Annotated in this window: 22 protein-coding genes; 13 read left to right on the forward strand and 9 right to left on the reverse strand. The window is 70.1% G+C overall.

From position 1 onward, the window contains the following. Positions 1–11 precede the first annotated feature (11 nt). The 6 genes from ABID77_RS12340 to serA form a co-directional block, all read right to left on the reverse strand. A complete protein-coding gene (locus ABID77_RS12340) occupies positions 12–1073 on the reverse strand; it encodes a Tim44 domain-containing protein (RefSeq protein ID WP_429595843.1) in 1062 nt (353 codons plus the stop codon). A gap of 43 nt (positions 1074–1116) precedes the next feature. Further along, positions 1117–1848: a bifunctional demethylmenaquinone methyltransferase/2-methoxy-6-polyprenyl-1,4-benzoquinol methylase UbiE gene (ubiE, locus tag ABID77_RS12345; protein WP_429595845.1), complete on the reverse strand. Its 732-nt coding sequence runs from the start codon at positions 1846–1848 to the stop codon at positions 1117–1119. Positions 1849–1930: 82 nt separating this feature from the next. Further along, positions 1931–2350 carry a gamma-butyrobetaine hydroxylase-like domain-containing protein gene (locus tag ABID77_RS12350; protein WP_429595847.1) on the reverse strand — a complete coding sequence of 140 codons (420 nt, stop codon included), beginning with the start codon at positions 2348–2350 and terminating at the stop codon, positions 1931–1933. Between the two features lie 21 nt (positions 2351–2371). Next, on the reverse strand, positions 2372–2845 hold the full coding sequence (locus ABID77_RS12355) for an HIT family protein (protein WP_429595850.1): 474 nt from the start codon (positions 2843–2845) through the stop codon (positions 2372–2374). Continuing rightward, entirely contained in the window at positions 2842–6717 is a 3876-nt protein-coding gene (locus ABID77_RS12360; protein ID WP_429595852.1) for a DUF3683 domain-containing protein, read from the reverse strand. Before ABID77_RS12360 ends, ABID77_RS12355 begins: the two co-directional genes overlap by 4 nt. A gap of 108 nt (positions 6718–6825) precedes the next feature. After that, positions 6826–8055: a phosphoglycerate dehydrogenase gene (serA, locus tag ABID77_RS12365; protein ID WP_429595855.1), complete on the reverse strand. Its 1230-nt coding sequence runs from the start codon at positions 8053–8055 to the stop codon at positions 6826–6828. A 281-nt stretch (positions 8056–8336) separates the two neighbouring features. Between serA and ugpB the strand changes: the two genes are divergently transcribed. The 6 genes from ugpB to ABID77_RS12395 all read left to right on the forward strand — a co-directional run bounded on the left by ugpB (position 8337) and on the right by ABID77_RS12395 (position 16112). Beyond that, positions 8337–9656 carry a sn-glycerol-3-phosphate ABC transporter substrate-binding protein UgpB gene (gene ugpB / locus ABID77_RS12370; protein ID WP_429595858.1) on the forward strand — a complete coding sequence of 440 codons (1320 nt, stop codon included), beginning with the start codon at positions 8337–8339 and terminating at the stop codon, positions 9654–9656. A gap of 143 nt (positions 9657–9799) precedes the next feature. Beyond that, complete coding sequence (gene ugpA / locus ABID77_RS12375) at positions 9800–10681, forward strand: sn-glycerol-3-phosphate ABC transporter permease UgpA (RefSeq protein ID WP_429595861.1); 882 nt, start codon at positions 9800–9802, stop codon at positions 10679–10681. A gap of 1 nt (position 10682) precedes the next feature. Further along, positions 10683–11534 carry a sn-glycerol-3-phosphate ABC transporter permease UgpE gene (gene ugpE / locus ABID77_RS12380; RefSeq protein WP_429595863.1) on the forward strand — a complete coding sequence of 284 codons (852 nt, stop codon included), beginning with the start codon at positions 10683–10685 and terminating at the stop codon, positions 11532–11534. Between the two features lie 144 nt (positions 11535–11678). Then, on the forward strand, positions 11679–12686 hold the full coding sequence (gene ugpC / locus ABID77_RS12385) for a sn-glycerol-3-phosphate ABC transporter ATP-binding protein UgpC (protein WP_429595866.1): 1008 nt from the start codon (positions 11679–11681) through the stop codon (positions 12684–12686). Positions 12687–12720: 34 nt separating this feature from the next. After that, on the forward strand, positions 12721–13509 hold the full coding sequence (gene ugpQ, locus ABID77_RS12390) for a glycerophosphodiester phosphodiesterase (RefSeq protein ID WP_429595868.1): 789 nt from the start codon (positions 12721–12723) through the stop codon (positions 13507–13509). A 29-nt stretch (positions 13510–13538) separates the two neighbouring features. Beyond that, complete coding sequence (locus ABID77_RS12395; protein ID WP_429595871.1) at positions 13539–16112, forward strand: DUF3772 domain-containing protein; 2574 nt, start codon at positions 13539–13541, stop codon at positions 16110–16112. Between the two features lie 132 nt (positions 16113–16244). Here ABID77_RS12395 and ABID77_RS12400 read toward each other — a convergent pair whose 3' ends face one another. Continuing rightward, positions 16245–16520 (reverse strand): hypothetical protein, encoded by a 276-nt coding sequence (locus ABID77_RS12400; RefSeq protein ID WP_429595874.1) that lies wholly within the window; start codon positions 16518–16520, stop codon positions 16245–16247. Positions 16521–16637: 117 nt separating this feature from the next. Between ABID77_RS12400 and hemA the strand changes: the two genes are divergently transcribed. From hemA to ABID77_RS12425, 5 genes are all read left to right on the forward strand, one after another. Continuing rightward, the gene (gene hemA / locus ABID77_RS12405; protein WP_429595876.1) at positions 16638–17927 is read left to right on the forward strand and encodes a glutamyl-tRNA reductase; all 1290 of its coding nucleotides are present in this window, start codon (positions 16638–16640) and stop codon (positions 17925–17927) included. Between the two features lie 219 nt (positions 17928–18146). Further along, positions 18147–19235, forward strand: a complete 1089-nt coding sequence (gene prfA, locus ABID77_RS12410) for a peptide chain release factor 1 (RefSeq protein ID WP_429595879.1) — start codon at positions 18147–18149, stop codon at positions 19233–19235. Continuing rightward, the gene (gene prmC, locus ABID77_RS12415; RefSeq protein WP_429595882.1) at positions 19232–20215 is read left to right on the forward strand and encodes a peptide chain release factor N(5)-glutamine methyltransferase; all 984 of its coding nucleotides are present in this window, start codon (positions 19232–19234) and stop codon (positions 20213–20215) included. The genes prfA and prmC overlap by 4 nt, the downstream gene beginning before the upstream one ends. 36 nt (positions 20216–20251) lie before the next feature. Continuing rightward, positions 20252–20581, forward strand: a complete 330-nt coding sequence (gene grxD, locus ABID77_RS12420; RefSeq protein WP_429595885.1) for a Grx4 family monothiol glutaredoxin — start codon at positions 20252–20254, stop codon at positions 20579–20581. Positions 20582–20696: 115 nt separating this feature from the next. After that, entirely contained in the window at positions 20697–22007 is a 1311-nt protein-coding gene (locus ABID77_RS12425) for a hemolysin family protein (protein ID WP_429595888.1), read from the forward strand. Between the two features lie 111 nt (positions 22008–22118). Here ABID77_RS12425 and ABID77_RS12430 read toward each other — a convergent pair whose 3' ends face one another. Together ABID77_RS12430 and ABID77_RS12435 are read right to left on the reverse strand one after the other, a co-directional pair. Beyond that, positions 22119–22766, reverse strand: coding sequence for a lytic transglycosylase domain-containing protein (locus ABID77_RS12430; protein ID WP_429595891.1), 648 nt, complete (start codon positions 22764–22766; stop codon positions 22119–22121). Further along, a complete protein-coding gene (locus tag ABID77_RS12435; RefSeq protein ID WP_429595893.1) occupies positions 22763–24511 on the reverse strand; it encodes a proline--tRNA ligase in 1749 nt (582 codons plus the stop codon). Before ABID77_RS12435 ends, ABID77_RS12430 begins: the two co-directional genes overlap by 4 nt. Positions 24512–24702: 191 nt before the next feature. Between ABID77_RS12435 and ABID77_RS12440 the strand changes: the two genes are divergently transcribed. After that, positions 24703–25383: an RNA pyrophosphohydrolase gene (locus tag ABID77_RS12440; RefSeq protein ID WP_429595895.1), complete on the forward strand. Its 681-nt coding sequence runs from the start codon at positions 24703–24705 to the stop codon at positions 25381–25383. Then, a complete protein-coding gene (locus ABID77_RS12445; protein WP_429595898.1) occupies positions 25364–25879 on the forward strand; it encodes a CNP1-like family protein in 516 nt (171 codons plus the stop codon). The genes ABID77_RS12440 and ABID77_RS12445 overlap by 20 nt, the downstream gene beginning before the upstream one ends. Positions 25880–25885: the final 6 nt, after the last annotated feature.

A 25885-nucleotide genomic window follows, 5' to 3' on the forward strand; every position in this document is an offset into this window, starting at 1 on the left:
GCCGCGTCAGGTCATTGCAGGGCCTGGACGCCCGCCACCAGCCAGCCACCCGAACCGTTGGTGGGCTTGGTCATGTTCCAGACCTCGCGGAACGGGCTCGGGCCGGCCGAGGCGTCCTCGCGGATCATGCCGGAGAACTCCACGCTCGCCATGTAGACGTCGGGCAGCTCCTCGATGCCCAGCAGCTTGGCGTCGAGCATCACGACCTCGGTCTTGTTGGGCTGGCCACCGGTGTGCGTCTCGCGTTCGGCGAGCTGCGACTTGATCTCGCCGAGCATGCCGTCGGTCATCATGGCGCGCAGGCTGCCGACGTCGGCGCGATCCCAGGCATCCTGCAGCGTCACGAAGTTGCGCTTGGCGGCGGTCAGGAAACCGTCGGCGTCGAATCCCGCCGGAACGCCCCACGACTGGGCGCCACCCAATGCCGAGCCGATCATGCTGCCGCCAGCGGCACCCACGGCACCGGCGCCGGCCGCGTTGGCCATCGACGAGATGCCCGAGGAAGCGCCGGGACGCTGCGCGTTGGCGTCGAAGGACGTGGCGCCCGTCTCCCAGGGCCGTGCCGAGGCGTCGTTGCCGACCTTGGCGGGGCTGTACTGGGTGGGCGTCGGCGCGTCGGCGGGGCCGTTGCCGGCACCCTGGAAGGCGAAGTCGCCGTTGCGCTGGCCACCGCCGTTGCCGGCGCGCGAGCGGGCCGCGAAGAAGCGCCAGGCCATGAAGCCGGCCATGACCACCAGGAGGATCAGCAGGATGTTGCCGAATCCTTCGCCCAGACCGAGCGAGTGCGCCAGCCAGGCCAGGCCCAAGCCGGCGGCCAGACCGCCGAGCATGCCGCCCCAGTTGCGCTTGGGCGCAGCGGCAGCGGCCGGAGCGGCGGCGCCGGGCCGTGCGGCCGCGTTGTTGGCGTTCTGCGTCGGCGCGCCGGGCGCCGTCGGCGGTGCCGCCTCGCGCTGCGTCACGTTGTTCGACTGGCGGCCCATCGACTGGCCGCCTCCCATGCGCTTGGCATCGGCCTGGGCGCTCACGAGCACCATCGCGCACACCAAGCACGCGGTCCAGAAGTTCTTTTTCATCTCATCGTCTCCTCAACGGGAAAATCCCGGAAAAAGTCAGTACTCAACACTTGATTCCAACATGCAGGGCGACGATGCCGCCCGTCATGTTGTGATAGTCCACGTGGCCGAAACCGCCCTCCTTCATGAGGGTCTTGAGTTCGTCCTGGGACGGGTGCATGCGGATCGATTCGGCCAGGTAGCGGTAGCTGGCATCGTCGCCCGCCACCACCTTGCCCAGGCGCGGCAGCACCTTGAAGGAATACCAGTCGTAGGCCTTGCGCAGCGGCTGCGCGACCTTGGAGAACTCCAGCACCAGCAGCTTGCCGCGCGGCTTGAGCACGCGGTTCATCTCCTTGAGCGCCAAGTCCTTGTGCGTCATGTTGCGCAGGCCGAAGGCGACCGTCACGACGTCGAAATGGTCGTCGGGAAACGGCAGCTTCTCGGCGTCGCAGACCATCGTCGGCAGGCTCACGCCGGCGTCGAGCAGGCGCTCGCGGCCGGTGCGCAGCATCGCTTCGTTGATGTCGGTGTGGACCACCTGGCCGGAGGCGCCGACCTTCTTCGAGAACGCCAGCGCCAGGTCGCCCGTGCCGCCCGCGATGTCCAGTACGCGCGAGCCTTCGCCGACGTTGGCCACCATCACGGTGTAGGCCTTCCAGGCGCGATGCATGCCGACCGACATCAGGTCGTTCATCAGGTCGTAGCGCGTGGCGACCGAGTCGAAGACCCCCCGCACGCGACGCGCCTTGTCGCGCTCGTCGACGTTCTCGAAACCGAAATGGGTGGTGCTCATGCCTGTCATGTTAGGGCGGAAGCACTCACCTCAAGCCGACGACCCCGCAAGGACGGCGGACATTGACGACGGACGCGGTTCGTCAGTGGCTGCTGCAGGCGTGTCCGCCGCCGCCCGACGCGGCCATCGGCGTGTCGCGATCCGCCCCGGCGGCGGCCAGGCGCTGCTCGTAGCGCGCCCACAGCGCCTCCTGCTGCGAGCCCAGCTCGTAGAGCAGCGTCCACGTGAAGATGCCGCTCTCGTGGCCATCGGTGAACACCGGCTTGACCGCGTAGTTGCCCACCGGCTCCAGCGACAGCAGACCGACCTCGCGCTTGCCGGTCTGCAGCACCTCCTGGCCGGGGCCGTGGCCCTGCACCTCGGCCGAGGGCGAGTACACGCGCATCAGCTCGAACGGGATTCGGAAGGTCGCGCCGTCGGAAAAACCCACCTCCAGCACGCGCGACTGGCCGTGGACGGTGATCGATTGGGGCGTCGGTGCGCCGATGTGCAGGCCTGCCATGGGAATGTCCTCGGATGGGTTTCAGTGGATGTCGGCGGCGCGCAGGCGCTCGGCGAGCGTCCGCTCGAACGCCGGCAGCGACGCGGCGACGGCGGCTTCGCGCGCGGCGTCGCGGGGGCGTCGGGCCTCGGCCCAGACCGGCGCGGGAAAGTGGCTGTCGTCCTCGAAGCGCGCGATCACGTGCCAGTGCAGGTGCGGCACCATGTTGCCGAGCGCGGCGAGGTTGACCTTGGCCGGCGCCAGCCGCTCGCGCAGGACGCGCTCGACCATCGCCACGGCCGCCATGCAGCGCGCACGCGCGGCCGCGTCGAGGTCGGAGAACTCCGCCACGTGATCGCGCCAGACGACGCGGTAGAAGGCCGGGAAACCGGCCTCCTCGGCATGGACCACGCGGAAGTCGGCCGCCTCGAACACGACACGCCCGCCCGCGGCGTCGCACAGCGGGCAGCCGCCCTGGCGCCGCGCGGCAGGCGTCGTCGCTCCGGCGCTGCTCACACCAGCACCCGCTCGATGCCGCCGGCGTTGGCCGCGGCGACGTACTCGGGCAGCCACTGCTCGCCGAGGATCTTGCGCGCCATCTCGACGACGATGTAGTCGGCCTCCAGCAGGCCGTTGTTCAGGTCGTTGCCGTAGCGCGACAGCCCCTGCAGGCAGCTCGGGCAGCTGGTGAGGATCTTGACGTCGCCCTGCGCCGGCGCCTTGCCGGAAGCGCGCAGCGCGGCCTCGCCCTTCTTCAGTTCCTCCTCCTTGCGGAAGCGGATCTGCGTGGAGATGTCCGGCCGCGTGACGCCCAGCGTGCCGGACTCGCCGCAGCAGCGGTCGTTCTTCTGCACGCCATCGCCCACCAGCGCCTTGACGGTCTTCATGGGGTCCTGCAGCTTCATCGGGCTGTGGCAGGGGTCGTGATAGAGATAGCCGCCACCGCCGGCGTCGCCCAGCGTGATGCCCTTCTCCAGCAGGTACTCGTGGATGTCGATGATCCGGCAGCCGGGGAAGATCTTGTCGAACTGGTAGCCCTGGAGCTGGTCGTAGCAGGTACCGCAGCTCACCACCACCGTCTTGATGTCGAGGTAGTTGAGCGTGTTGGCCACGCGGTGGAAGAGCACGCGGTTGTCCGTGATCATCTGCTCGGCCTTGTCGAACTGGCCGCTGCCGCGCTGCGGATAGCCGCAGCAGAGGTAGCCGGGCGGCAGCACCGTCTGCACGCCGGCGCGCCAGAGCATCGCCTGCGTGGCCAGGCCGACCTGCGAGAACAGCCGCTCCGAGCCGCAGCCGGGGAAGTAGAAGACCGCTTCCGTCTCCGAGGTGGTGGCCTTCGGATCCCGGATGATCGGCACGTAGTCGGCGTTCTCGATGTCGAGCAGCGCGCGCGCGGTCTGCTTGGGCAGGCCGCCGGGCATCTTCTTGTTGATGAAGTGGATCACCTGCTCCTTGACCGGCGCCGGTCCGAGCGTGGCCGGCGGCAGCGCCGTCTGCTTCTTCGCCGGCAGGCGGAAGAAGTCGTGGGCCAGGCGCTGCGCCTTGAAGCCGATGTCGACCATGCCCACGCGCATCGCCTTGATGGTCGACGGGTTGGTGGCGTTGAGGAACATCATGGCCGCGGCGTTGCCGGGGCGGAAGCTCTTCCGGCCCATCTTGCGCAGCAGGTTGCGCATGTTCATCGAGACCTCGCCGAAGTCGATCTTCACCGGGCAAGGCGTGAGGCATTTGTGGCAGACCGTGCAGTGGTCGGCCACGTCCTCGAACTCCTCCCAGTGCTTGATGCTGACGCCGCGCCGGGTCTGCTCCTCGTAGAGGAAGGCCTCGACCAGCAGCGAGGTCGCCAGGATCTTGTTGCGCGGGCTGTAGAGCAGGTTGGCGCGCGGCACGTGGGTCGCGCACACCGGCTTGCACTTGCCGCAGCGCAGGCAGTCCTTGACCGAATCGGCGATGGCGCCGATGTCGCTCTGCTGCATGATCAGCGACTCGTGGCCCATCAGGCCGAAGCTGGGGGTGTAGGCGTTGGTGAGGTCGGCGTTCAGGCCGTGCGCGGCCGCCTCGTCACGCAGCAGCTTGCCCTTGTTGAAGCGCCCTTCCGGATCGATGCGCTGCTTGTATTCGGTGAACGGCCGCAGCTCCTCGTCGGAGAGGAATTCCAGCTTGGTGATGCCGATGCCGTGCTCGCCGGAGATCACGCCGTCCAGGCTGCGCGCCAGCGCCATGATGCGCACCACCGCCGCGTGGGCGGTCTGCAGCATCTCGTAGTTGTCGCTGTTGACCGGCAGGTTGGTGTGGACGTTGCCGTCGCCCGCGTGCATGTGCAGCGCGACCCACACGCGGCCCTTGAGCACCTTCTGGTGGATGGCGGCGCACTCGGCCAGGATCGGCGCGAACTCGGCGCCCGTGAAGATCTGCTCCAGCGGCGCGCGCAGCTGGGTCTTCCAGCTCGCGCGCAGCGAATGGTCCTGCAGCTGCGGGAACAGCGCGTCGACGTCGCGCAGCCACAGCGCCCACGTCGCGCGCACCTCGCGCACCAGGGCCACGGCCTGCGCCACGCGGTCCTCCAGCAGCTCGGCCGGCGGGATGTCGTTGGCGTCGTCGCTCTTGCCCAGCGGCAGGTTGCCGCGCGTGAAGAAGTCCTCCAGCGCGTCGGCGAAGGCGATCTTGTTCTGCAGCGACAGCTCGATGTTGATGCGCTCGATGCCGTCGGTGTACTCCGCCATGCGCGGCAGCGGGATCACCACGTCCTCGTTGATCTTGAAGGCGTTGGTGTGGCGGCTGATGGCCGCCGTGCGCTTGCGGTCGAGCCAGAACTTCTTGCGCGCCTCGGGGCTGATGGCGACGAAGCCCTCGCCGCTGCGCGAGTTGGCGATGCGCACCACCTCCGAGGTGGCGCGCGCCACGGCGTCGGCGTCGTCGCCGGCGATGTCGCCGAACAGCACCATCTTCGGCAGCCCGCCGTGCTTCTTCGACTTGGTGGCGTAGCCGACCGCCTTCAGGTAGCGGTCGTCGAGGTGTTCGAGGCCGGCCAGCAGGACGCCCGAGCGCTTCTGCTCGGCGAACATGAAGTCCTTGATCTCGACGATGCTGGGCACCGCGTCCCTGGCGTTGCCGAAGAACTCCAGGCACACCGTGCGCGTGTGCGAGGGCATGCGGTGGACGATCCAGCGGCAGCTGGTGATCAGGCCGTCGCAGCCTTCCTTCTGGATGCCCGGCAGGCCCGAGAGGAACTTGTCGGTCACGTCCTTGCCCAGGCCCTCCTTGCGGAAGGTGCGGCCGGGGATCTCCAGGCGCTCGGCGCGCAGCTTCGTCGTTCCGTCGGCGGCGAAGTACTGCAGCTCGAAGACGGCCGATTCGGCGTCGTGGATCTTGCCCAGGTTGTGGCCGATGCGCGTGACCTCCAGCCACTCGGCCTGCGGCGTCACCATGCGCCAGGAGGCCAGGTTGTCCAGCGCCGTGCCCCACAGCACGGCCTTCTTGCCGCCGGCGTTCATCGCCACGTTGCCTCCCACGCAGGAGGCCTCGGCCGAGGTCGGATCGACCGCGAAGACGTAGCCCGCGCGCTCGGCCGCGTCGGCCACGCGCTGCGTGACCACGCCGGCGCCGGTCCAGATGGTCGGCACGGGATCGGCCAAACCCGGCAGCGCGACCAGCTCGACCTCGGTCATCGCCTCCAGCTTCTCGGTGTTGATGACCGCGCTGTTCCAGGTCAGCGGGATCGCGCCGCCGGTGTAGCCGGTGCCGCCCCCGCGCGGGATGATCGTCAGGCCCAGCTCGATGCAGCCCTTGACCAGCAGCGCCATCTCGGCCTCGGTGTCGGGGCACAGCACGACGAAGGGGTACTCGACGCGCCAGTCGGTGGCGTCGGTCACGTGCGACACGCGCGAGAGGCCGTCGAACTTGACGTTGTCCTTGGCCGTGAGCTTGCGGAAGGCGCGCGTGGCCTTGCGCCGCAATGCGGCGACGTCGCGGAACATGGCGTCGAAGGCGGCGATGGCGCCCGCCACCAGCGCCGAGAGCTCGCCCACCAGCGCGTCGCGCTGCGCGTCCACCTCGGGGGTGCGCCGCTTGCCGACCTCGCCCAGGCGATGGTTCAGCGCCTCGACCAGCTGGCCGCGCCGGCGCGGGTTGTCCAGCAGGTCGTCGATCAGGTAGGGGTTGCGCTGCACGACCCAGATGTCGCCGAGCACCTCGTAGAGCATGCGCGCCGAGCGGCCCGTGCGGCGCTCGTCGCGCAGCGACTGCAGCAACGTCCAGCCGCGCTCGCCCAGCAGGCGGATCACGATCTCGCGATCGGAGAAGCTCGTGTAGTTGTAGGGAATCTCGCGCAGTCGCGCAGGCTCTGCGGCCTGCGACAACAACGCCGTCAGCGCGGTGGGTGCATTCATCGGGGAGTTGGCCTCGGCCGGGCGCTGCGCACCCGCTTGCCGGGCCGGGGATTTTAGGTCAGCGGGGGTTTCGCGACCGCGGAAGGGTCACCCCCCCGGACGCCATCCCTAGAACAGCACCCGGCTGCGGATCGTCCCCGGCACCGCCGCGAGCTTCTCCAGCGCCAGGTCCGACGACGCCGCGTCGATGTCGGTCACGACGTAGCCGACCTTCTCGTTGGTCTGCAGGAACTGCGAGGCGATGTTGATGTGGTTCTCGGAGAAGATGCGGTTGATCTGCGACAGCACGCCCGGCACGTTCTCGTGGATGTGCAGCAGCCGGTGCTTGCCCGGATGCGCCGGCAGCGCCACCTCGGGGAAGTTGACCGACGAGATCGAGGTGCCGTTGTCGCTGTACTTGACCAGCTTCTCCGCCACCTCGCCGCCGATGTTGGCCTGCGCCTCCATCGTCGAGCCGCCCACATGCGGCGTCAGGATCACGTTGTCCAGCCCACGCAGGGGCGAGACGAACTCCTCGTTGTTGCTGCCCGGCTCGACCGGGAACACGTCGATCGCCGCGCCCCAGAGCTTCTTGGCCTTCAGCGCCGCGGCCAGCGCGTCGATGTCGACCACCTTGCCGCGCGCCGCGTTGATCAGGATGCCGCCCGGCTTCATGGCGGCGATCTCGTCGGAGCCGATCATCCATTGCGTCGACGGCAGCTCGGGCACGTGCAGCGTCACGATGTCGCTCTGCGCGAGCAGGTCGTGCAGGCGCTGCACCTGGCGCGCGTTGCCCAGCGGCAGCTTGTTGACCACGTCGTAGAACGCGACGTGCATGCCCAGCGATTCGGCCAGCACCGACAGCTGCGTGCCGATCGAGCCGTAGCCCACGATGCCCAATGTCTTGCCGCGCGCCTCGTGCGAGTTGGCCGCCGACTTCAGCCAGCCGCCGCGGTGCGCCAGCGCGTTCTTCTCCGGCACGCCGCGCAGCAGCAGGATCGCCTCGGCCAGCACCAGCTCGGCCACCGAGCGGGTGTTGGAGTACGGCGCGTTGAACACCGCCACGCCGCGCTCGCGCGCCGCGTTCAGGTCGACCTGGTTGGTGCCGATGCAGAAGCACCCCACGGCCACCAGCTTGGGCGCCGCGGCCAGCACGTCGGCCGTGAGCTGGCTCTGCGAGCGGATACCCAGGAAATGGACGTCGGCCAGCTTGGCCTTGAGTTCCTCGCCCTGCAGCGCCTTGGGCAGGGTCTCGATCTGCGTGTAACCCGCGTTGCGCAGCACCTCCACGGCCGAGGGATGGATGCCCTCGAGCAACAGGAAACGGATCTTGCTTTTGTCGAGTGAGGTCTTGGTCATGGCGCGTGCCGCGAGAAGGCGGCCGGTTCGCCCCGATGCCGACCCGGTCGGAGCCGACGCGGGGCCAGCCGGAGGCTGGGAAAAGGGAGGGCGATGCTAGCATGGTGCATCGCAGCAAGCGGGTGCGGTCGCCGTGGCGCCAGGAGGGTTTCCCCCCTTGGAGAAAGTGCCGTCCGGCCGCACAAACCGGGGTCGCCACCGTGTCACGAGCACGGTGCAGCATGCGCGTCTTTTCGCGCCCCTGCGCCCATCCGCGCTTTTCCCTTCAGGAGTTCCTTCTCATGCGATTCAAGACGACGCTCGCCCTGTGCTCCGCACTGGCGGCCACCACCCTCGTGGCCGGCACGGCCCAGGCCCAGACCGAGATCCAGTGGTGGCACTCGATGACCGCCGTCAACAACGAATGGGTCAACGACCTGGCCAAGCAGTTCAACGAGAGCCAGAAGGACTACCGGATCGTCCCGACCTACAAGGGCCTGTACGAGGAGTCGATGACCGCCGCCGTCGCCGCCTTCCGCGCCGGCAACGCGCCGGACATCCTGCAGGTGTTCGAGGTCGGCACCGCCACCATGATGGCCAGCAAGGGCGCCATCGTGCCGGTGGGCAAGGTCATGAAGGACGCCGGCGAGAAGTTCGACCCGGCCGCCTACATCCCCGCCGTCGCCGGCTACTACACGGCGCCAGGCGGCCAGATGCTGAGCTTCCCGTTCAACAGCTCGACCACCGTCTTCTATTTCAACAAGGACGCCTTCAAGGCCGCCGGCCTGCCCACCGACAAGGCGCCCTCGACCTGGCCCGAGGTGGTCTCCGCCGCCGCCAAGCTCAAGGCCAGCGGCCACAAGTGTCCGTTCACCACCGCCTGGCAGAACTGGACCCAGATCGAGAGCTTCTCGGCCTGGCACAACGTTGAGTTCGCGACCCGGAGCAACGGCCTGGCCGGCCTCGACGCGCGCCTGAAGGTCGACTCGCCGCTGCACCTGCGCCATGTCGAGAACCTCGCGAGCATGGTCAAGCAGGGCCTGTTCATCTACAAGGGCCGCTCCAACATCCCCGAGGCCTCGTTCATCTCCGGCGAGTGCGCCATGATCAACACGTCCTCCGGCTTCTACGGCAACGTCGCCAAGAACGCCAAGTTCGGCTACGGCGTCGCGCCGCTGCCCTACTACCCGGACGTGCCCGGCGCGCCGCAGAACACCGTCATCGGCGGCGCTAGTCTGTGGGTGATGTCGGGCAAGACGCCCGAGAAATACAAGGGCGTCGCCAGGTTCTTCAGCTTCATCTCGACGCCCGAAGTGCAGTCGGCCAGCCACAAGCGCACCGGCTACCTGCCGGTCACGACCGCCGCCTACAAGCTCACCGAGGACTCGGGCTTCTACAAGCAGAACCCCGGCACCGACGTCGCCGTGACGCAGATGATCCGCAAGGTGACCGACAAGAGCCGCGGCATCCGCCTGGGCAACTACGTGCAGATCCGCGCCATCGAGGACGAGGAGCTCGAACAGGTCTGGAACGGCAAGAAGACCGCCAAGGAAGCGCTCGACGCCATCGTCAAGCGCGGCAACGAGCAGCTCGAACGTTTCCAGAAGGCCAACAAGGGCTGATCCGCGCTCGCGGCCTCGTGAAGCCACCGCTCCCCGCCGGGGATACCGCGGAACCGGCTTCGCCGGGCCGCCGGTATCGCCCCCTGCGAGGGGGTTGGCGCAGCGACACGAAGTGCGCGAAGACTGGGGGTTAGTTTCAACTTATGGACAAGCGTGTCTTCTTCCGCTCCGGCTGGCTGCCGTGGGCGTTGCTGGCGCCGCAGATGGCGGTCATCCTGGTGTTCTTCTTCTGGCCGGCCGGCCAGGCGCTCTACCAGTCGCTGCAGCAGCAGGACCCGTTCGGCACCTCGGTCGAGTACGTCGGACTGGACAACTTCCGCCAGCTGTTCGCCGATCCGGGCTATGTCGATTCGTTCAAGACCACGGCGCTGTTCTCGGTACTGGTCGCGGGCATCGGCATCGCGCTGTCGCTGCTGCTGGCCGTCTTCGCCGACCGCATCACGCGCGGCGGCACCTTCTACAAGACCATGCTGATCCTGCCCTACGCCGTGGCGCCGGCGGTGGCGGCGGTGCTGTGGGTGTTCATGTTCTCGCCCTCGCTGGGCGTGGTGGCCTATGCGCTGGGCCGGCTCGGCATCGACTGGAACCACCTGCTGAACTCCGGCCACGCCATGACGCTGATCGTGATGGCGGCGATCTGGAAGCAGATCTCCTACAACTTCCTGTTCTTCCTCGCCGGCCTGCAGTCGATCCCGAGGTCGCTCATCGAGGCCGCCGCCATCGACGGCGCGCGCCCGTGGCGCCGCTTCTGGACGGTGCAGTTCCCGCTGCTGTCGCCCACCACCTTCTTCCTGCTGGTCATCAACATCGTCTACGCCTTCTTCGACACCTTCGCCATCGTCGACGCCGCCACGCAGGGCGGCCCGGGCAAGGACACGGCGATCCTGGTCTACAAGGTCTACTACGACGGCTTCAAGGCCATGGACCTGGGCGGCTCGGCCGCGCAGTCGGTGGTGCTGATGGGGATCGTGGTCGTGCTGACCGTCATCCAGTTCCGCTACGTCGAGAAAAAGGTCAACTACTGACATGGTCGAAAAACGCGGAACCCAAGGCCTCCTGGCGCACGTCATCGTGATGCTGGGCGTGCTGATCGTCGCCTTCCCGCTCTACCTGGCGTTCGTCGCCTCCACGCACACGGCGCAGGAGATCGTGCAGGCGCCGATGCCGCTGCTGCCGGGTTCGCACCTGAAGGAGAGCTACACGGCGGCGCTGTTCGGGCGCGAGAGCAGCGTCGGCTCCAACGCGCCGGTGGCGCACATGATGTGGGTCAGCCTGGTGACGGCGCTGGTCATCGCCGTGGGCAAGATCGCGATCTCGCTGCTGTCGGCCTTCGCCATCGTGTACTTCCGCTTCCCGTTCAGGAAGACGGTGTTCTGGGCCATCTTCGTGACGCTCATGCTGCCGGTGGAGGTGCGCATCCTGCCCACCTACAAGGTGCTGGCCGACCTGCACCTGCTCAACACCTACGCCGGGCTCACGGTGCCGCTGATCGCCTCGGCGACGGCGACCTTCCTGCTGCGCCAATTCTTCATGACGGTGCCCGAGGAGCTGACCGAGGCCTCGCGCATGGACGGCGCGAGCCCGATGCGCTTCTTCTTCGACGTGCTGCTGCCGCTGTCGAAGACCTCGATCGCGGCGCTGTTCGTGATCCAGTTCATCTACGGCTGGAACCAGTACCTCTGGCCGCTGATCGCCACCACCGGCGAGGACATGTACCCGGTGGTGGTGGGCATCAAGCGGATGATCGCCGGCGGCGACGGCCAGAACGAATGGAACGTGGTGATGGCCACGGCCATCCTGGCGATGCTGCCGCCCGCGATCGTCGTCGTCGCCATGCAGAAGTGGTTCGTCAAGGGTCTCGTGGACACTGAGAAATAGCTCGCCCCCAGGCTGCGCGCACTTCGTGTCGCTTCGCCAACCCCCTGCCCGGGGGCAATACCTGCGGCCCGGCAGAGCCGGTTCCGCGGTATTTCTGGCACAGGATTCAGGGCCCTCCCGGCAGAGGGCGTTTAACGGAAAAAAATGGCTGCTCTTTCGTTTCGCAATGTCATCAAGCGCTACGGCGCCGGCCCGAAGGCCAACCAGGTCATCCACGGGGTGAGCGCGGAGATCGGGGACCGGGAGTTCGTAGTCATCGTCGGGCCGTCGGGCTGCGGCAAGTCGACGCTGCTGCGCATGGTCGCCGGGCTGGAGGAGGTCTCCGCCGGCGAGATCGCCATCGGCGGGCGCGTGGTCAACCAGCTCGAGCCTTCCGAGCGCGACATCGCGATGGTGTTCCAGAACTACGCGCTCTACCCGCACATGACGGTCTTCGACAACATGGCCTACGGGCTGAAGATCGCCAAGGTGCCGCGCGACGAGATCAAGGTGCGCGTGGACAAGGCCGCACGCATCCTCGAGCTCGGCGCCCTGCTCGCGCGCAAGCCGCGCGAGCTCTCCGGCGGCCAGCGCCAGCGCGTGGCCATGGGCCGCGCCATCGTGCGCCAGCCGCAGGTCTTCCTGTTCGACGAGCCGCTGTCCAACCTCGACGCCAAGCTGCGCGCGCAGACCCGCATCGAGATCCAGAAGCTGCACCGCGAGCTCGGCATCACCTCGCTGTTCGTCACGCACGACCAGGTCGAGGCGATGACGCTGGCGCAGCGCATCATCGTGATGAACGGCGGCGTGATGGACCAGTTCGGCACGCCCGAGGAGGTCTACAACCGCCCCGCCACCACCTTCGTGGCCAGCTTCATCGGCTCGCCGCCGATGAACCTGCTGCGCCACGCGCCGGGCGTGCGCCCGGGGCAGATCCTGGGCGTGCGGCCGGAGCACCTGAAGCTCGACCCGGCCGGCTGGTCGGTGCAGGTCGAGTACGTCGAGCTGCTGGGTGCCGAGCGGCTGGTGTACGGCCACATCGGCGAGGAGCCGGTCATCGTGCGCATCGACGAGGCCGACGCGCCGCCGCGCGCGGGCGACACCGTGCACGTGGGCGCGCCGCCCGAGCGACTGCACGCCTTCGACGCCGGCTCCGGAAAGCGCGTGGACTGAACTCGGGCATCGTCATCCGGATCAGGACCCCACCATGACCGCCATTCCCTCGCCCTCGCCCGATTCCCCGGTCGCCGCCGCCCCCCGGGCCGACTGGCCCTATCCGCGCTGGATCGCCCATCGCGGCGCCGGCCGCCTCGCGCCCGAGAACACGCTGGCCGCCTTCCGCGCCGGCGCCGCCCACGGCTTCCGCATGTTCGAGTGCGACGTCAAGCTCAGCGCCGACGGCGTGCCCTTCCTGCTGCACGACGCCACGCTTGGGCGCACCACCGACGGCCACGGCGACGCCGGCGAGCTCGACTGGGCCCAGCTCTCGCGGCTCGACGCCGGCGGCTGGCACTCGCGCGCCCACGCCGGCGAGCCGCTGGCGCGGCTGGAGAACGTGGCGCGCTTCTGCCTGCGCAACGGCCACCACCTGAACATCGAGATCAAGCCCACGCCCGGCACCGAGCGCCGCACCGGCGAGGTGGTGGCGCAGGAGGCCGCGCGCCTGTGGGACGGGCAGCCGGTGCCGCCGCTGCTGACCTCGTTCCAGCCGCTCTCGCTCGAAGGCGCGCGCCACGGCGCCGCGCACCTGCCGCGCGGCCTGCTGCTCGACACCCTGCCCGAGGGCTGGCTCGACGAGGCGCTGCGCCTGGGCTGCGTCGCCGTGGTCTGCCACCAGGCGCTGTGGAACGAGCGGACGGTGGCGCGGGCGTGCGAGGCCGGCCTGCGCACCCTGAGCTACACCGTGAACGACGACTGGGCGGCGCAACGGCTGATCGCGCTCGGCACGGACGGCGTCATCACCGACCGCGTCGACCTCTTCGCTCCGGCAAGCTAGCGGGTTTCCCGCCCGCCGCCCCGTCACCGATGAGAACGACCTCCCGACCGACCTCCTTCCTCGCCCTCCTCTTCCTCTGGCTGACGCTCGCTCTGGGCGCTCCGGCCGCGGCGCAGCAGCCGTCGACGTCGCAGTCCGCGCAGCAGCAGCAGCCACCGTCGGCGGCGGGCGGCGACGCCGCCCAGGCCGCGCCCGAGGTCACCGTGCCCGCGCTGCGCAAGCGCCTCGACCAGCTGCCCGAGACCGTCGACGACAGCGCGGACGTGCCGCGCCTGATCGGCGAGACGCAGGACATCGTCGCGCAGGCGCAGCGCTTCGTCGGCTCGCGCGAAGGGCAGCTGGCCGACCTGAACGCGCGCCTGGGCGAACTCGGCGCCGCGCCGGCCGCCGGCGCGACCGAGGACCCCAACATCACGCGCCAGCGCGCCGCGCTGGAGAAGGAGCGCAACGCGCTCGACGCCGACATCCGCCTGGCCCGCCTGGTCGCCGTCGACGCCCAGCAGCGCACCGCCGACCTGCAGGCGCGGCGCCGCGCGCTGTTCGAGGCGCGCATCCTGGAACGCGTCGAGTCCCCGCTGGGCGCGGTCTTCTGGCGGCGCATCGGCGCGGCCTGGCCGGCCGACCAGGCGCGCCTGCGCGCGCTGCGCGACGACCTGCGCGCCGGCCTGGCAAGCGCCTGGCGCGACGACGGGCGCGGCGTGTTCCTGGCCTCGCTCGCCGGTGCGCTGCTGCTGGTCGTGCTGGGCAGCTGGGCCGCCGAGCACGCGCTGATCAAGCTGGCGGTGCGGGTCTTCCCGGTCGGGCGGCTGCGGCGCTCGCTGCTGGCCGTCGCCACCGTGGCGGCCACCACCGCGATCACCGCCTTGGGCACCGAATGGGCCTGGCAGACGCTGCTGCGCCAGGGCGACTGGTCGCCCGTCGCGCAGGCCCTGGGCGATTCGGCGACCCGCTTCGCCGCCTTCATCGGCTTCGTGGTCGGTCTAGGCCGCGCGCTGCTGGCCAATCACCGCACGAGCTGGCGCCTGCCGCCGATGTCCGACGCCATCGCCTCACGCCTGGCGCCATTGCCCTGGGTGATCGCCGGGGTCGCGACGCTGATCTGGACGGTCACGCAGGTCAACACCGCCGTCGAGGCGAGCCTGGCGGCGGTCGTGGCCACGCACGCATTGACCGCGCTGGCGCTGGCCGCCCTGTCGGCCTGGATGCTGCTGCGGCTGCGCAGCTCCAGCGTCGTCGACGCGGCGGGCGGCACGGCGGTGGTGGCGGCCGCAGCGGACGCATCGAACAAGTCGGGCGCGCCGGACGCGAAGGCCGCCGCCCGGACCGACGCCGACGCACCGCCGACCGAACACGAGGCGGTGGCCGCCGGCCGGCCGCTCTGGGTGGGCATCGTCACCGGCGTGATGACCGCCGTGCTGATCGCGATCTGCGCGCTGGTCGCGCTGGGCTTCGTCTCGCTGGCGAGCTTCGTGGCCAGCCAGCTGACCTGGACCGGCATCGTCGCCGCCGCGGCCTATCTGCTGTTCAAGTTCGCCGACGACCTGTTCATGGCGCTGCTGTCCTCGCGCGGCCCCACCGGCCAGCGGCTGCAGAAGAGCTTCAACATCGCGCCGCACACGCTCGACCAGGCCGCCGTGGTGCTGTCGGCGGTCAGCCGCGTCACGCTGTTCTTCTACCTGGTGATCGCCCTGCTGGCGCCGTTGGGCACCACGCCCGACGAGCTGTTCCAGCGCAGCGGCACCCTCGGCGCCAGCCTGAAGGTCGGCCAGTTCGAACTCGTGCCCGGCGCGCTGCTGGGCGCCTTCGCGGTGCTGGTGGGCGGCTTCGTCGCCATGCGCGTGACCAAGCGCTGGCTCGACGACAGCTACCTGCCGACGACGACGCTGGAGCCCGGCATGCGCAGCTCGCTGCTCACGCTGCTGGGCTACGTGGGCGGGGCGGTGGTCATCGGCTCGGCGCTGTCGGCGCTGGGCCTGGGCATCGAGCGCATCGCCTGGGTGGCCAGCGCGCTGTCGGTGGGCATCGGCTTCGGCCTGCAGGCGATCGTGCAGAACTTCATCTCCGGCCTCATCCTGCTGGCCGAGCGGCCGGTGAAGGTCGGCGACTGGGTGGTGCTGGGCAACGCCGAGGGCGACGTGCGGCGCATCAACGTGCGCGCCACCGAGATCCAGCTGGGCGACCGCTCCACCCTGATCGTGCCCAACTCGGAATTCATCACCAAGACGGTCCGCAACATGACGCTGGTCAACGCCGAGGGCCGGGTCTTGATCCGCCTGCCGATGCCGCTGTCCACCGATGCCAACCAGGCGCGCGAGGTGCTGCTCGGCGCCTGCACCGACCACACCGGCGTGCTGGCGACGCCCGAACCCTCGGTCACGCTCGACGGCATCGAGGGCGGCTTCCTGATCTTCCAGGTCATCGCCTATGTCGCCAGCCCGCGCCTGGCCGGCGGCGTGCGCAGCGACCTGCTCTTCACGATGCTCGAGCGCCTGCGCGAACGCGACCTCCCCCTGGCCGCCTACGCCGCCGCGCCGGCGCCCGCCCCCGTCGCCCCGTCGTCGCCGTCGAGTCCCCTGCCCCCGCCCGTCGCCGCGGCGGGCTGATACCCCCACCCGTCAAAACTGGCGCATTCCAGGCGGGGGATACCGCGGAACCGGCTCCGCCGGTCCGCCGGTATCGCCCCCTCGAGGGGGTTGGCGAAGCGACACGAAGTGCGCGCAGACTGGGGGTGGAACCTACCTCCAGCCGCGTGCCGAAGCCCACTGCACGCTGCCGCAGACCACCACCAGCGCGACGTAGCTGGCCATCCGGCCGTCGCGTCCGAAGAAGAACAGCCCGAGCGCCAGCACCGCCACGCCGGCGGCGAAGTTCAGTCCCGCCTGCGCCCAGAACCCCGGCGCACCGGCGTCGCGGCGCAGCATCCAGCGCGCGGCCAGGGCCAGCACCGGCGCCAGGACCAGGGCGGGCGCGACGAAGTTCAACAGGGCGTCGAGGAGCTGGAGGAAGGACATGGCGCGAGCGGCCGGCGATGGCCCGGCGATGAGAGGGAGTGGCATTCCGCAGCCCCCGGGCGGGGCATGCGCGGCGCCCGCGGGCAGGGGCGACGACAAATTTTATAATCGGAGACCATGTCAGTCTGGGCCCTCGGCTTGAACCACACGACCGCGCCGCTCGATCTGCGCGGTCGTTTCGCGTTCGCGGTCGATCAGATCCCCCCGACCCTGCACAGCCTGCGCCAGTCCTTCGCCTCCGGCCATCACCCGGAGGTCGAGGCGGCCATCATCTCCACCTGCAACCGCACCGAGATCTACTGGGTCTCCGACCACCAGGCCGCGCTCGACCACACCGTCGGCTGGCTGGCCGACAGCGGCGGCGTCAGCCGCGACGTCCTGCGCTCGCACACCTACGCCCTGCACGACGACGCCGTCGCGCGCCACGCCTTCCGCGTCGCCAGCGGACTCGACTCGATGGTGCTGGGCGAGGCGCAGATCCTCGGCCAGATGAAGGACGCCGTGCGCGCCGCCGAGACCGCCGGCGCCCTGGGCAGCACGCTCAACCAGCTGTTCCAGCGCTCCTTCGCCGTCGCCAAGGAGGTGCGCACCGCCACCGAGATCGGCGCGCACTCCATCAGCATGGCCGCCGCCGCCGTGCGCCTGGCCGGGCAGCTGTTCGAGGACCTGCGCGAGACGCGCGTCCTGTTCGTCGGCGCCGGCGAGATGATCGAGCTGGCCGCGACGCACTTCGCCGCCCGGCAGCCGAAGTCGATCACCATCGCCAACCGCACGGCCGAGCGCGGCGAGCAGCTCGCCGTGCGCTTCGGCGGCCAGGCGATGCGGCTGGCCGACCTGCCCGCCCGGCTGGGCGAGTTCGACATCGTCGTCAGCTGCACCGCCAGCACCCTGCCGTTGATCGGCCTGGGCGCGGTCGAGCGCGCCCTGCGCCAGCGCCGGCACCGCCCGATGTTCATGGTCGACCTGGCCGTGCCGCGCGACATCGAGCCCGAGGTCAAGGACCTGGAGGACGTCTACCTCTACACCGTCGACGACCTCGCCGCCGTGGTGCAGCAGGGCCAGGCCAGCCGGCAGGCGGCGGTGGCGCAGGCCGAGGTCATCATCGACGCCGGCGTCGACAGCTTCATGCACTGGCTCGGCCAGCGCGGCACGGTGCCCCTGATCCGCCAGCTCCAGGCGCGCACCGAAGAGTGGCGCACGCTGGAACTGGCGCGCGCCCGCAAGCTGCTGGCCAAGGGCGAGCCGGTCGAGGCCGTGCTCGAGGCCCTGGCACGCGGCCTGACGCAGAAGATGCTGCACGGCGCCATGGCCGAGCTCCACGCCGGCGATGCCGACGCGCGCGAGCAGACCGCGCAGACCCTCTCGCGCCTGTTCCTGCGCGGCGACGCCACGCGCAAAGAGCGTTAGCGACGCCGTCCTTCCACACGGACGGGCCTGGCGACGGGCGGCGGCGAAGCGCTCCGGCGCCGGGTCCGCTTCCCGGTCGATCCGGACACTCCCTCGGCGAGACGGGTCGGACAGGCCGGCCGCCTCCCGCGTCGACCGCGATACCGCCCTACCCGGCCCGCCGACCCCCCGTCCTTCGAATCTTTCCAGCCTTCCGCTTTCCGTCCTTCGAGGTCCGCCGTGAAACCCTTCCTCCGCCACCAGCTCGAGCGCTATGCCCAGCGCCTGGGCGAACTCGACTTCCTGCTCTCGCGCGAGGACATCATGGCCGACATGGCGCAGTACCGCGCCATCTCGCGCGAGCACGCCGAGGTCACGCAGATCGCCGGGCGCCACGCCCGCTTCGTGCAGCGCGAGGCCGACCTGGCCGGCGCGCGCGAGATGCTCGCCGACCCCGAGATGGCCGAGATGGCGCACGAGGAGATCGCCGCCGCCGAGGCCGACCTGCTCAGGCTGGAGGACGAACTGCAGCGCCTGCTGCTGCCCAAGGACCCAGACGACGCGCGCAACGCCTTCCTGGAGATCCGCGCCGGCACCGGCGGCGACGAGTCGGCCCTCTTCGCCGGCGACCTGCTGCGCATGTACACGCGCCACTGCGAGCGCGCCGGCTGGCGCTGCGAGATCGTCAGCGAGAGCCCGAGCGAGCTCGGCGGCTTCAAGGAGGTGGTGATCCGCATCGTCGGCGAGGGCGTCTTCGGCCGGCTGCGCTTCGAGTCCGGCGGCCACCGCGTGCAGCGCGTGCCGGCCACCGAGACGCAGGGCCGCATCCACACCAGCGCCTGCACCGTCGCCGCGCTGGCCGAGCCTGACGAGGCCGTCGCCGTGCAGATCAACCCGGCCGACCTGCGCATCGACACCTACCGCGCGAGCGGCGCCGGCGGCCAGCACATCAACAAGACCGACTCGGCCGTGCGCGTCACGCACATCCCGACCGGCATCGTGGCCGAGTGCCAGGACGACCGCAGCCAGCACCGCAACAAGGCCAAGGCGCTGCAGGTGCTGTCCGCGCGCATCCAGGAGAAGGACCGCAGCGAGCGCGCCGCCAAGGACGCCGCCCTGCGCAAGGGCCTGGTGGGCAGCGGCGACCGCAGCGACCGCATCCGCACCTACAACTTCCCGCAGGGCCGGCTCACCGACCACCGCATCAACCTGACGCTCTACAAGCTGCAGTCGATCATGGAAGGCGATCTCGGCGACGTGCTGGCCGCGCTGGTCGCCGCGCACGAGGCCGAGCAGCTGGCCGAACTCGAATCGAGCCTGCCGGCATGAGCGCCGCGACGCTCGCGCAGGCGCTGCGCGCCGCGGCGGCGGCGGGCCTCGACCGGCTCGACGCCCAGCTGCTGCTGCTGCACGCCCTCGGCCGTCCCGCCCACGACCGCGCCTGGCTGCTGGCGCACGACGACGACGCCCTGCCCGACGCGGTCCGGGTGCGCTTCGACGCCCACGCCGCGCGCCGCGCCGCCGGCGAGCCGGTGGCCTACCTCGTCGGCGAGAAGGAGTTCCACGGCCTCGCGCTGCGGGTCGACACCCGGGTGCTGGTGCCGCGTCCGGACACCGAGACGCTGGTCGAATGGGCGCTGGCGGTGCTGCCTCCGGCGCGGCCGGCACGGTCGGCCGACGCGCTCGTCGATGCCGCCGAAACGACGGGTGCGGCCGGTGCGGCCGCCGCCCTGCACGAGGCGGCCGCGCCGTCGGTGCTCGACCTGGGCACCGGCAGCGGCGCCATCGCGCTGGCCTTGCAGCGGGCCCGGCCCGACCTCCGGGTCGAGGCGGTGGACGCGAGCGCCGAGGCGCTCGAGGTCGCGCGCGACAACGCGGCCCGGCTCGGGCTGCCGGTGCGCTTCCGGCAGGCCGACTGGCTCGACGGCACCCCCGCCGGCGCCTGCGACCTGATCGTCTCCAACCCGCCCTACATCGCCGCCGGCGATCCGCACCTGCCGGCCCTGGCGCACGAGCCCGCGTCGGCGCTGGTCGCGGGCGCCGACGGGCTCGACGACCTGCGCCGCATCGTGGCCGCCGCCCCGTCCCACCTGCGCACGGGCGGCTGGCTGCTGCTCGAACACGGCCACGACCAGGCCGCCGCGGTGCGCGCCCTGCTGGCGGCGCACGGTTTCATCGACGTCGCCAGCCGGGAGGACCTCGCCGGCATCGAGCGCTGCTCCGGCGGCCGGCGGGCCGCGCCGTCCGGGCTTCCGACGGGCGAGGACTTGGGGCCCGCGACGGGCGCCGCCGCCGCCACGGTGAAATAATCCGCGCAGTCCATTCTTCCCTTCAGGAGCCTTCCCATGTCCGATTCCCAGCAACGCATCGACGACCTCGTCAAGACCAACGACATCGTGCTCTTCATGAAGGGCAACGCCAGCTTCCCGATGTGCGGCTTCTCCGGCCGCGCCATCCAGATCCTCAAGGCCGTCGGCGTCGACACCCGCTCGCTCAAGACGGTCAACGTGCTCGACGACGCCGAGATCCGCCAGGGCATCAAGGAATACAGCAACTGGCCCACCATCCCGCAGCTCTACGTCAAGGGCGAATTCATCGGCGGCTCGGACATCATGATGGAGATGTACGAGTCGGGCGAGCTGCAGCAGGTCGTCGGCGGCGGCGCCGCGGCCTGACCGGCCGCCCGGCGCGCACCGGGGCCACGGCGGCCTCCCGCGTCCATGCCCGTGCCCGGCCGGGCCGCGCGCACGCCTCAAGCGCCGTGCCGCCCCGGGCCGCCACCTCTCTCCCATGAGCCTGATCCAGAGCCTGCTGCTCATCGCGGCGCTGATCGTCACGAGCGCCTTCTTCTCGCTGGCGGAGATCACGCTCGCGGCCTCGCGCCGCCTGCGGCTGCGTCAGATGGCCGACGAGGGCGACGCGCGCGCCGAACGCGTGCTGCGCGTGCAGGAACAGCCGGGGCACTACTTCACCGTCGTGCAGATCGGCCTGAACGCGGTCGCGATCCTCGGCGGCGTGGTCGGCGAAGGCGCCCTGAGTCCGTACTTCGCGCGCCTCTTCGCGCTGTGGCTGAGTCCCGAGACCGCCGCCGGCGCCGCCTTCGCGGCCTCGTTCGTCACCATCATCTCGGTCTTCCTGGTCTTCGCCGACCTGTTCCCCAAGCGCCTGGGCATGAGCGAGCCGGAGCGGCTGGCGGTGCGCATGGTGGGACCGATGCAGGTGCTCATCACCACCTTCAAGCCGCTGGTGTGGCTGTTCACGCGCAGCACCGACGGCCTCTTCAAGCTGATGGGGCTGCCGCTGCACCGCGTCGAGCAGATTACCTCGGCCGACATCCTGGCCATGACCGAGGCCGGCGCCCGCGCGGGCGTGCTGGCGCTGCGCGAGCAGCAGGTGATCGCCAACGTCTTCGAGCTCGACACGCGGCTGGTCAGCAGCGTCATGACGCCGCGCGAGCGCGTCGCCTGGTTCTTCGACGACGACCCGGAGTCGGTGCTGCGCGCGCGCATCGTGGCCGAACCCTTCTCCGCCTACCCGGTGTGCGACGGCGACATCGACCACGTGCTGGGCTACGTGGACGCCAAGGACATGTTCCAGCGCGTGCTGAGCGGCCAGCCGCTCGCGCTCGACCAGGGCGTGCCGCTGCACAAGGCGCTGGTGGTGCCCGACCGGCTCTCGCTCACCGAGGTGCTGGAGCAGTTCCGCCAGGCGCGCGAGGACTTCGCCATCGTCGTCAACGAGTACAGCCTGGTGGTGGGCGTGATCACCCTGAACGACGTCATGAGCACCGTGATGGGCGACCTGGTCGGCCCGCAGGACGAGGAGCCGCAGATCGTGCGGCGCGACGAGCGCTCCTGGCTGATCGACGGCGTGACGCCGATCCAGGACGTGCTGCGCGCGCTCGAGATCGACGCCCTGCCCCATCCCGACGAGTACGAGACCCTCGCGGGCTTCCTGATGACGATGCTGCGCCGCGTGCCCAAGCGCACCGACAGCGTGACCTGCGCCGGCCACACCTTCGAGGTGATGGATGTCGACAGCCACCGCATCGACCAGGTCATGGTGACAAGGCTCGACCCCAGGCTTGCTCACTCCGTGTAGCAGCGCCAACCCCTTTCCAGGGGCGACACCGGCGGCCCGGCGGAGCCGGTTCCGCGGTGTCTCCGGCGTTGAAAAAGGGGAGCCGTTTGAAGCGGCAGCGAGATAGCGCCGTCAGGCGTCCGCACGGTCCTTGAACAGCCAGAGGCGCTGGTTGGCGAAGACGGCGTCGGGGTACGGGGCGCGGCCGCGGCTGCCGTTGTAGCGGCCGAGGGTGAGGAAGAGGTCGCCGCGCTCGCGGTCGAGGTAGTGGCGCAGGATGACGCAGCCGAAGCGCAGGTTGGTCTGCATGTGGAAGAGCTTGGCCGGGTCGGCGTCGCCGATCACGCGGGTCCAGAAGGGCATGACCTGCATGTAGCCGCGCGCGCCGGCGCTGGAGACGGCGAACTTGCGGAAGTTGCTCTCCACCTGCACCAGCCCCAGCACCAGGCTGACGTCGAGTCCGGAGCGCTTGGCCTCGTACCAGGCCGTCTGCAGGAATTCGATCCGCGTCGCCGCGTCGGGCAGCTTCTTCTTCAACCGCTCGCTCATCTCGCCGAGCCAGCGCAGGTGGGCGAGCCGGGCCTCGGTGCTGGCGAATTCGGGCACCGGAGGCGCGGTGTTGCGCACCGCCGAACTCAGCGCCGTGCGCACCGAATCGATCAACGGCTCCTCGATCTGCGCGCCGGCCCGCGCCGGGCGTGGCAGCGCCGCCAGCCACGGCATCAGGACCGCGCCGGCCGCGCCGCCGAGACACTGGCGCCGCGACGGGCCCGGATTCATCGCGCGGCGAGCCGCTTCTCGATGAAGCCGGTGATCGCGGCGACCGGCACCTTGGTCGCGGCGGTGTCGCGGCGGCCCTGGTACTCGACCTCGCCTTCCTTCAGCCCCCGGTCGGAGAGCACCACGCGGTGCGGCACGCCGATGAGTTCCCAGTCGGCGAACATCGCGCCCGGGCGCTCGCCCCGGTCGTCGAGCAGCACGTCGACACCGGCCGCGCGCAGCTGCTCGTAGAGCGACTCGGCGGCGGCCTTGACCTCGGCGCTGCGGTCCATGCCGATCGGGCAGACCACCACCGTGAACGGCGCGATGGCGTCGGGCCAGACGATGCCGCGCTCGTCGTGGTTCTGCTCGATGGCGGCGGCCGGCAGGCGGGTGACGCCGATGCCGTAGCAGCCCATCTCCAGGAACTGCGGCTTGCCGCCCTCGTCGAGGAAGGTGGCGCCCATCGGCTTGCTGTACTTGGTGCCGAGGTAGAACACGTGGCCGACCTCGATGCCGCGCTCGATCGCGAGCGTGCCTTTGCCGTCGGGTGAGGCGTCGCCCGCGACCACGTTGCGCAGGTCGGCCACCAGGTCGGGCTCGGGCAGGTCGCGGCCCCAGTTGACGCCGGTGACGTGGAAGTCGACCTCGTTGGCGCCGCAGATCCAGTCGGCCATGACGGCGACCTCGCGATCGGCGACCACCTTCACCGGCCGCAGGAGGTTCAGCGGGCCGAGGTAGCCGGGGCGGCAGCCGAAGTGCTCCTCGATCTCCGCCGTCGTCGCGAAGCGGAAGCCCTGGTCGAGCCCGGGCAGCTTGCCGACCTTGATCTCGTTCATGTCGTGGTCGCCGCGCAGCAGCAGCAGCCAGACCTGCGCGGCCCGGGGGTTGCCGGCGGCGTCGAGCGCGTCGGTGGCCAGCACCAGCGACTTCACGGTGGTCGCGAGCGGCACGCCCAGCAGCGCGGCGACGTCGGCGCAGGTGCTCGCGCCCGGCGTCGGCGTCTTCGCGAGCGGCAGCGTCGCGGCACCGCGCGGGGCAGCGGGCGCCAGCGCCTCGGCCTTCTCCATGTTGGCGGCGTAATCGCTCTCCGGGCAGTAGACGATGGCGTCCTCGCCGGTCGCGGCGATGACCTGGAACTCCTCGCTCAGATCGCCGCCGATGGCGCCGCTGTCGGCCGCCACGGCGCGGTAGCGCAGCCCGAAGCGGTCGAAGATGCGGCGGTAGGCCTGCGCCATGACCTGGTAGCTGGCCTTGGCGGCGTCCGGGCTGCGGTCGAAGCTGTAGGCGTCCTTCATGATGAATTCGCGCCCGCGCATCAGGCCGAAGCGCGGCCGGCGCTCGTCGCGGAACTTGGTCTGGATCTGGTAGAAGTTCTTCGGCAGCTGCTTGTAGCTGCGGAATTCCTGGCGCGCGATGTCGGTGACGACCTCCTCGCTGGTGGGTTGCACGACGAAGTCGCGGTCGTGGCGGTCCTTGATGCGCAGCAGCTCCGGGCCCATGGCCTCGAAGCGCCCGGTCTCCTGCCAGAGTTCGGCCGGCTGGATCACCGGCATGGTCAGCTCGACGGCGCCGGCGCGGTCCATCTCCTCGCGCACGATGGCTTCCACCTTGCGGATCACCCGCAGGCCCATGGGCATGTACGTGTAGACGCCCGCGCCCAGCTTCTTGATCATGCCGGCGCGCATCATGAGTCGGTGGCTCGCCACCTCGGCATCGGCCGGCGCTTCCTTCAGGGTGGAGACAAAGAAACGGGAAGCTTTCATCGATCGCGTTCGGAAAAAGAGGGAAGGAGGAAGCGTCGCGACGGAGGCTCCGGGACAAGCGGCCGGATGGCGATGCCCCGACCTTCCCGGACCGCACCGACGACACGACGGTGGGTTCACTGCCGACGAGACGGGCCACGAATGTGGCCCGGCATGCATAATCAAAGCAGTTTAAAAATTGGGGTTTGATTATGCTCGACCGTGACGGCTTCAGGCCCAACGTCGGCATCATCCTGCTCAACCAGAGAAACCAGGTTTTCTGGGGCAAACGCATCCGCACCCACTCCTGGCAGTTTCCGCAAGGCGGCATCGACCGCGGCGAGAGTCCCGAGCAGGCCATGTTCCGGGAACTGCATGAAGAGGTGGGCCTCCACCCGGAGCACGTGCGGATCATGGCCCGTACCCGTGACTGGTTGCGCTACGAGGTGCCGGATCGCTTCATCCGACGCGACGCCCGTGGTCACTACAAGGGCCAGAAGCAGATCTGGTATCTGCTGCAGCTGGTCGGCCACGACTGGGATCTCAACCTGCGCGCCACCGACCATCCGGAATTCGACGCCTGGCGCTGGCACGACTACTGGGTGCCGCTCGACGTCGTGGTGGAATTCAAGCGCGGCGTCTACGAGATGGCGCTGACCGAGCTGTCGCGCTACCTACCGCGCCAGGACTTCCGCAACCGCTTCCTGCGCAGCAACTCGCGTGCGCGCGATCTCGACCGTTCGTCCGCGAACGGCATGGACCCCCACTTCGACCTGCCCCCGGGCGCCACCTTCGACCCGGACCCCAATGCCAGCCTTCCACCTGCCGCGAACGATCTCCCGCCTTTCACCGCCTCTTCCGCCGACGGTCTCCGTGGATCGGGCGATCGGTAGCCCCCGTCGTCTCGCGGCCCTGCTCGCGGTCTGCCTGTCGTGCATGGCCGGCAGCGCCTCGGCGCAGTTGTTCGCCAACACCGATTGGCAGGAAAGCCCGGCACCGCCGCCGCCCGCCTTCGACGTCGCCCGCCTGGTGACGATCGGCATGCCGGGCTACATGACGCTCAATTTCGGCGTCGATCCGGCGACGATCGTCATCACCGGCGATGGCGTCGTGCGCTACGTCGTCGTGGCACGCAATCCGGCGGGCGGCGCGGTCAATGCCTTCTACGAGGGCGTGCGCTGCGCCACGGAAGAGATGAAGGGTTACGCGCGATCGAGCGGCGGGGGCTGGGAGACGGTGGCAGATCCGCAATGGCGATCCTTCCGCGCCATGAATTCGAGTTACACCAAGGCGATCGCACAGCAGGCCCTGTGCCAGGGCGGCGCGCCGCGCTCTTCCGTGAGCGAGATGATCGGCCGCTTGAAGAAACCGGTCCGCGAATCGGAGTGACGGGAA

It is taken from the genome of Variovorax sp. PvP013, assembly GCF_050435945.1.
Classification (GTDB): Bacteria; Pseudomonadota; Gammaproteobacteria; order Burkholderiales; family Burkholderiaceae_C; genus Variovorax.